Genomic DNA, 8,391 nt, shown 5'->3' with positions numbered 1-8,391 from the left:
GCGACGGGGTCGGCGTGGACGGTTGCCGTCGGCGCGGTCACGGCGCTCGCGGCGGGGGCGAAGCGCGGGGTGAGGACGTCGCTGTGGCGCAGCGCGAGGTGGCGGGCCAGGGCGCTTAGCGACGGATGTTCGAAGAAGGCGGTGGGGGCGAGGGCGAGGCCGTAGCGGCGATTGATCTCATTGCCGAAGGAGGTGAGCGTGATGGAATCGAAACCGAATTCGCTGAATTCGGCGTCCAGGTCTAGTTCCGCGTGGTTGATCTTCAGTACCGTCGAGACGACGCCCTTCAATGCCTGCTCCAGTCTGTCCCGCAACGCTTCGCTTTCCATGGGCGCGGAAGCGGAAGGGGGATGGTCTTCACGCTTCTCCCCGGAATATTGCTGGCTTTTTATGCTATCTGCAATGCTTTTGTCGTTTCCGTAGAAAATAAGAATTTGATTGGCATTTTCCGCCCAGGCCTGGCATAGGGCTTGTACGCCCATGTCGGAGGGCAGCGGCAGCATGCCGCTGCGCACGCGCATGTCTTCGAGGCTGGCCTCGTCGAGCCGCATGCCCCCTTCGTCCCAAAGCGGCCAATTGATGCTCAGTGTTCGGCCATGGCGGAGCCCTTGCGCCTGCAATCGGTTGCGATATTCGGCGAAGGCGTCGAGGTAGCCATTGGCGGCGGCGTAGTCTGTTTGACCGAGATTGCCCACTGCGGAGGCGAGAGAGGAAAACAGCAGGAAGCACGTCAGAGGCAGCGACCGCGTCGCCTGATCCAGATTGCGCGCGCCGGCAACCTTGGGCGCCAGCGTTTCGATCAGCTCGGACGCGGTCTTCTTGACCAGCAGGCTGTCGCGTAATACGCCCGCGCTATGCAGTACGCCATCGAGTCGGCCGTGGCGCTGCAAGATGCCGTCCACGAGCGCTTGCGTCGCGTCCGCGTCTGCGATATCGGCCTGCAGATAGTCGGCCTGGGCGCCCAGCGCGCGCAATTGATCCAGGAGGTGGGCTTGTTTCTCGCCCGCCTCGGTGCGGCCGATCAAGAGCAAGGTTGTGCCTTGCGTTTGGCGCGCGATGGCTTCGGCGAAGATGCCGCCCAAGCCGCCCGCGCCGCCGCTGATCAAGTACACGCCGTTGTCGCGCCATGGCGGCACGCTTGAGGCCGGTGTGCGGCGGTGCCATTGTTTGACCAAGCGCTGGCCTTCCCGGTAACGGATATCGCAGGCGGGGTCGGCGCTGTCGGCGGCGATCCATGCGGCTTGCTCGGCGAGTTTCCCCGATGCCATGGATACGATCTGCGCGCGCAGATTGGCGTGCTCCCGGCTCGCGCTTTTCAGCATGCCGGCCAGCCCTTGGGCCAGCATGTCTTCGCCGTCAAGCGGCGCAATTAGCTGCAGCAGAATCTGGGCAGGACGTTCGCGCAGCAAATCTTGCTGCAAGGCCAGCAGTTGTACGGCGTAATCCTGGTAGCGCAGGTGCGGCTCGGTGTGCGAGCTGCGCAACGCGTGCAGAGAGACTCCGGGTAGATAGGGTGCCAGCGCATCGCGCGCCGCCTCGCCGCCGATCAGCGCGACATGCGTGGGACATGGCGGGCACTCGATGGATCGCGAGGCTTGCGGCGTCCATGCCGGCTCCATGAGGGTCAGCCGCGGACTTGTCGCCGACGAGGCGGCCGGGCGGCCGCAGAAGCCGTCCAGCCAGGCGCAGACGCGGCCTTGCTCGTCGCACAAGCGCAGGTCCAGCATGCCGGCCGCGTCGCTGTCTGATCCCTGGGCTGGGCGGATCAATACCCATGGCTCGGCCGGAAGGCGCTCCCGCAGGCGTACGCGCGCCACGGAGAAGGGCAGCGTCAGGTTGCCTGGCTCGCGCGGCGACGGTTGCAGCGCGATGCACGCCTGGAGCGCCGCGTCGATCAGCACCGGATGCAGCCGATAGTCGTCGCGCGTGGCGTGCAGCGATGGCGGCAGGCGTAAGCGAGCCAGCGCGAAAGGCATGCCCTGCTCGTCACGCCCGACGGCGAGCGTGCGCAAGGCTTGGAAAGCGGCGCCATAGCGGATGCCGAGCTCGGAGAATTCTCGATAGCACGCCTCGCCTTCGCGTGCCGATGCGACGCGGGCCTGCCAGTCGGCCAGATCCACGCGCTCTTCCTCGATGTCCGTCACGCAGCGCAGCCAGCCTTGGCCGTGCAGTTGCCGATCCTCGTCGCCGTCGCGATACAACTGGTAATGGATCGCGCCATCCTGTTCCGGCGTGAGCTCGACATGCAAAGCGGCTCCAGCTTGGTCTGCGGTGATCGGATGGGCGAATACGACGCGTTCGAGCGCCACGGCGCCTAGCGGCTCCGGCGGAAGCTCCAGCGCCAGGCAGGCCGCTTCGCGCGCCAGCTCCAGTTGGGCTGCGGCGGGCAGTATCTTGCGGCCTTGAACCCGATGGTCGGAGAAGAAGAATTCCTCGCCGCTGAAACGCGAACTGAAGCGCTGTCGCGACAGGCTGGAGGTATTGGCGTGCAGCAGCGGATGCAGCGCGGCGCCAGGCGCCGCGGCCATCGACTCTGCCTGTTCCTGCGGGTGCGGCGCCCAATAGCGTTCGCGCGCGAATGGATAGCCAGGCAGGCTGACGCGGCGGGGCTTGCCGTCGCGGCTCAGTTGTCGCCAATCCACCTCGGCGCCGCGGGTCCACCGCTCCAGCAGCTTGCTCAGTTTGCCCTTCGCCTGCCATGTTTGCAGCGTGGCCGCCATGTCTTCATCGTCGGCCAGCAAACCCAGCGCGTCGCGCTGGCGCTTCAACTCGCCGCGATACAAGCCTTCCGTGTCGCCGGTTTGCGACAAATAAGCGTCCAACTTGGCGCGGGCCTCGTCCATATCGTCGGCCAGGAAGGCCAGGCGGCTATCCATGGCCTCGCGGCCCACCTGCAGCGTATAGGCGATATCGGCGAGATCGCGCGAATCGAAGCGTTCCAGCGCGTCGCGCAATCTGACGGCGCTTTCGCGCAGTCTCGCCTCGTTGCGCGCGGACAGCACGATGGCGACGGGGCCGGTAGGCGCCGACGCGGCGGCCGGGGGCGCGTATTCCTGCAAGAGGAGGTGGGCGTTGGCGCCGCCCGCCCCGAACGACGAGATGCCAGCGATGCGCGGCTGCTCGATGCCGTCCAGCGCCGGGCGCGCCCAATAGGCGTTTTCACGCTGCACGACAAACGGCGAGCGCGAGAAGTCGATATTGGGATTCAAGGATTCGCAATGCAGGGTCTTGACCAGCGTCTGATGCCGCATCTGCAGCAGCACCTTGGTCAGGCTGGCCACGCCGGCGGCGCTTTCGCAATGGCCGATATTGCTTTTGACCGAACCGATGGCGCAAAAGCCGACGTCTTGGGTATGGGCCGAGAATGCCTTGCCCAGGCCCGCGATTTCGATCGGGTCGCCCAGAGCCGTGCCGGTGCCGTGGGCCTCGATGTAGCTGATGCTGCGCGGATGGACGGCGGATACGCGCAGCGCCTGCGCGATCAACTCGCCTTGCGCGCGAGGATTGGGCACGGCATAGCCATTGGCGCGGCCTCCGTGGTTGAGCGCGCTGCCGCGGATGACGCCATAAATATGGTCTCCGTCGGCCTCGGCGCGTTCCAAAGGCTTAAGCAGGACGACGCCCACGCCTTCCGCGTCGACGAAGCCGTCGGCCTCGGCGCCGAAGGCGCGGCAGGCATCGCCGCTGCTGAGCATGTTCATCGCCGACAAGGCCATGTATTGCTCCGGGGCGACGATGACATTGACCCCGCCGGCCAGCGCGCAATCCACCTCGCCGCCTGCCAAGCTTTCCAGCGCCAAGTGAATGGCGGTGAGCGACGAGGAGCAGGCGGTATCCACGGCCATGCTCGGCCCATGGAAACCGAACTGGTATGACACCCGATTGGCTACCGACCAATAGCCCGGCACGGTGCCGTAGTGGTTGTTCATGATGCCGACGTAAACGCCGACCCGGCGGGATTCTGATACGGAAGCCGGGGTATGGCCGGCATCGGCCAGGCAATTGTAGGCTTCTTGCAGAAACAGCCTTTCCTGCGGGGTCATGCGTTCGGCCTCGCGCGGGGAGATGCCGAAGAACAGCGGATCGAACTCGTCCACGCCTTCGATGAAGCCTCCCCATTTGCTGTACATGCCGCCCCATTCGCCCTCGCCTTTGCCGGGGCGGTAATAGTTCTGCCATTCCCAGCGGGAGGGCGGGATCTCGCTGATGCAGTTCATGCCGGCCAGCAAATTCCGCCAATACGCATCCAGATCGCGCGCGAGCGGATAGCGGCCGCTGATGCCCACCACGGCGATGTCGCGGACCGGCGCGCGCGCCGGTTGCGCCAGGGAAGATGCCCAGCGCGCCTGCGACGATGCCGTGGGTCGAGTGTCGGCGGCCGCGGACGCGGCCGGCTGGGCCGGCGCGGCGGGGGCGAACAGCTTGGCCAGCGCCTCGCCTTCTTGCGCGAGCAGATGATCGACCAGTGCATGCAGATGCGGATGCTCGAACAAGGAGGTGCTGTTGATGCTGGGGAAAATCTTCCCTAGTTGGGCGGTGATGCGCAGGCCAAGAATGGAATCCACGCCATAGTGGGTCCAGGCTTCATTCGGATTGAGCCGCTCGGGCGGAATGCTCACCACCTGGCTGACCAGATCGCGCAGATAGGCATGGGTCGAGTCGCGCAAGGTCTCCGAGCGGTTGTTCCCGGCCGGCCGCGGCGGATGCGCCGCGATGACCGGGGCGGGCGCGGCAGGCGGCGGGGCCGACCAGCCGAGCCGGAACGCGCCGTCGCTGCGCGCCGCCATCACCTGCTGTCCCAGCGCCGCGGCTTCCCGCGCGGGATAGCTCAGGCCGACGAACCCCTCTTGGCGCAACAGCTCGCCCCAGCGTTCCGGGGCCAGGGCCGGGGAGCCCGGCAGACGCAGCTCGGGGTCCTCATGGCGCCACCACCCCTCGAGCAAGCCGAAGGTGAGGTGGGCGAACAGGCTGTGGCTGGCGATCTCGTTGATCAACAGCACGCCCTGCGGCCGCAGCAGCGCTTTGGCGTGGCGCAGGGTCTGGCGGATGTCCAGCGTGGCGTGCAACACATTGGTGGCGATCACCGCGTCGTAGGCGCCGGTCTCCAGTCCCTGGCGCGCTGGATCCTGCTCGGCGTCGAACAGCCGCGGGTCGAGATAGGGCGCGCGCGTGCCGTAGTGTTCGCGGGCGTGCTGCAGGAAGGCCTGGGAGACATCGGTGTAGCTGTAGCGCTCGATATGACCGGCCAGCGGGGCGAGCCGCTCGAACAGCAAGGCGCTGGTGCCGCCGGTGCCGGCGCCGATCTCCAGCAGCCGCAGCCGGGCATTCGGCTCGTCGCGCAAGCGAGCCTGCAGGTGCTCGAGCAGGCAGCAGGCCAGCACTTCGTTGAAGTAGTCGGCCACCGGGTTGCGTTGATAGATGCCCTCCACCCGTCGCATGGAGGCGTCGGGGAACAGCACCTGGGTGGCCGGCAGGCGGCCGAGCAGAATGTCGGGCAGCGCCGTCAGCGTGGCGTCGAGCAAGTCGACATGGGCGCGCTGGCGGAGGTCGGCGGCGTCGCGGAAGGCGGCCCAGCGGGCGCGCGTGGCCTCGGCGTCGGGCGCGCTGCGCCAGCCGCGCGCGTCCAGGGCGTCCCGGCTGGCGTCCAGCCAGCGCCGGTAAGGCTCGGCCACGGCGGCGCGTGGCGTCGGCCACAGCGCGAGCTCGCTGAGCTGAACCGCCAGCAGTTCGGCGAGCAAGGCTTCCAGCTCGGCGCGGCGCGGGTCATCGAGCGGCGGCGTCGGCAAGCGGGAGAGAACGAGCGGCGGCAAGGCGGCGGCTGGGGCGGGCAGGCGGCGCTGTTGCTGCGGCAAGACGCCCAGCGCGTCGGCGAGTCCGGGGTCGAGTGTCTTGATGTAGCAGAGCTGACGGGCGGGACTGGCCAGCATCCGCTCCAGCCAAGGCATGGCCTCGGCCGGCTCGATCGACGCCACGCCGCGCTGGGCCATGCTGCGGCGGTAGTCGTCGCTGGCGACGACGCCGACGCTGCCCCAGAAGCCCCAGTTGACCACTTTGACCGGGCAGGCGCCGGTCTGGCGCCAGAGCTGGGCGTGGGCGTCGGCGAAGACGCAGCCGGCGGCGTAATTGCTCTGACCGGGGCTGCGGGCGCTGCTTTGCAGCGAGGAGAACTGCAGAATGAAATCGAGCGCGTCGCCGGCGAAGACGCGGGCGGCCTGAACCGCGACGTCGGTCTTGGCGCGCAGGGCGTCGGCGAAGTCGGCCTCAGTCATCTTGGCCAGCAATTGGTCTTTGAGGACGATGGTGGCCAGCACCACGCCATGCAGTGCGCCGTGGCGTTGCAGCACGGCGAGGCGGGCGGCCTGCAGCGCGTCGGGGTCGGCGGCGTCGGCGCGCAGGTAGTCGGGCGCGGGCCCCCATTGCGCGAGGCGCGCGCGCTTGGCCTCGATGGCGGCATCGGCGGGCCGGCGGCCGAGCCAGACGACGCGGGCCTGGTATTGACGGATCAGATGTTCGCTGAGCGCCTCGCCCAGTCCGCCTGCGCCGCCGAGGATCAGATAGACCCCCTCGCGGCGGAACGGCGTCGGCAGGCCTTCGGGCAGCGCGGTGTCGATGAGGGCCGGGCGGAACCACTGGCCATGGCGCCACAGCCGCGGCATCCCCTGGGGCTCGGCGGGCAGCCGCAGCAGCGCCTCAGGCGCCTGGTCGAGCGCGGGCACATCGAGCAGGCGAACTGCCCAGTCGGGATACTCCTTGGCCAGCGAGCCGATCAAACCGTGCACGCTGGCATGGGCCGGCTGCAGCGCCTCGTCTTCGGCGACGGCCTGCGCGCGCTCGGTGAGGATGGTCAGGCCGAGGCGTCGGGCGCCGCAGCCGCGGTCGAGCAAGGCCTGGATCAAGCGCAGGCCGAGCAGGACGCCGTCCTGCTGGCGGCGCGCCAGCTCGGGATCGCCGGGGGCGGCGGCGGGCGGCGCCGGCACGAGCCAGAACACCTGGGCCAAGTCATCGGGCAGGCTGTCGCGCAAGGCTTCGCGGCTGAGGTCAGGCGAGGCGGCCAGCCAGCGGGCCAGCGGGAAGCGTCGGCGCAGCCAGTCGGGCGCGGCCCCGTCGGGAGACAGGACCAAGGCGGGGGCGTCGGCGGCGGGCCACTCGGCCAGCGGCTGCGGCTGTTCGACCTCCCAGGTTGGAGTCAGCGTCAGGGCGCCGACGCGAGCGGGCGAGTGGGCGGAAGCGGCGGGCGAACGGGCGGCGAACCCCTCGAAGCGGGCGCACACCCGGCCGGCGTCATCGCACAGATCGATGTTGAAGCGGCGTGTCGCCGGCTCGTCGGCGGCTGCGGGACGGGCGACGGCCCACATGCGGGCTTGGCAGGGCGCGAACCAGCTGAAGGCGTCGAGGGCGAAGGGCAAGGCGGGTTGATCGTCGCCCGGGTCGCGAAAGGCGATCAAGGCCTGCAGGGCAGCGTCGGCCAAGCTGGGGTGCAGCCCGTAGTCGTCGAGGGGCGGGGCGCCGTTGGGCAGACGCAGCTCGGCGAGGACGAGGTCCTGGCCGCGCCACAGCGCCTGGATGGCGCGATGAGCGGGGCCGTAGTGGATGCCGCAGCGGCGGAAGCAGTCGTAGAGCGCGTCGATGGCGTCGTCGGGGGCGCACTGCTGGCGCAGGTCCGGCAGGGGGAGGTCGGCGGGGGCGTCGAGGGCTGCGGCGCGGAGACGGCCCTGGCTGTAGGGCGAGGCCTCGTCGCCGTCGTGGATGACGAAGGCGATGTCGCCGTCGGGGTTGGGTCGCAGGGCGATCTGCAGCGGCAGCGGCGAATGGGAGGCGAGCACGGGGCGAGCCCAGACGACATCGTCGAGCCGGACGGCGCCGGGGGTGAGCTCGGGCGCGGCGAGGAGGAAGGCGGCGCGGGCCATTTCGAGGTGGGCGACGCCGGGAAGGACGGGGGTGTCGCGCACGCGGTGGTCGCGGAGGAAGGGCTCGTCGCCGGAGAATTCGGCGGCGTAGCGCTGTGCGCTCAGGTCGGAGGTGTTGCGGTGCAGCAGCGGATGCGGCGCATCGGCGGCAGACGCGCGCTTCGCCCTCTTTTCTTCGAGCTGGCGGACGAGTTGCAAGGCATGGGCCTGACTCAAGCGCTTGAGTTTCACTTCTTGAAAAATATACTGGAGCAAATCCATGTCTTCAATCCACTAGAATTTTGCGATGTGCCGCGGCGACTGCCGCTTCCACACTGAGTGAGTCTTCATCGATGTCGCGCAGCAGGCGGGCGAAGAAGTCCTGATCGAAGCCCGTCCGAGGGGGAGGCGCGGTGCGCGTGCTGGCGGCGCCGCCGGCCAGGCGCGGGGCGACCCAATACCGCTCCTGGGCGAAGGGGTAGGTCGGCAGCGCCAGACGACGCGG

General features: G+C 68.8%; 2 protein-coding genes. Both read right to left on the bottom strand.

The window, feature by feature from the left end; genetic code table 11:
* On the bottom strand, positions 1-8,168 hold an 8,168-nt coding region (locus C2I19_RS19845), incomplete at its 3' end, for an SDR family NAD(P)-dependent oxidoreductase (RefSeq protein WP_199181294.1).
* A gap of 4 nt (positions 8,169-8,172) precedes the next feature.
* The coding region (locus C2I19_RS22130; protein WP_158253773.1) for a hypothetical protein at positions 8,173-8,391 on the bottom strand (219 nt) is incomplete at its 5' end.

This window comes from Chromobacterium alticapitis (assembly GCF_002924365.1).
Lineage (GTDB): Bacteria > Pseudomonadota > Gammaproteobacteria > Burkholderiales > Chromobacteriaceae > Chromobacterium > Chromobacterium alticapitis.
Note: the sequence above shows the minus strand (reverse complement) of the source record. Positions and strands in the feature narration are given on the sequence as shown.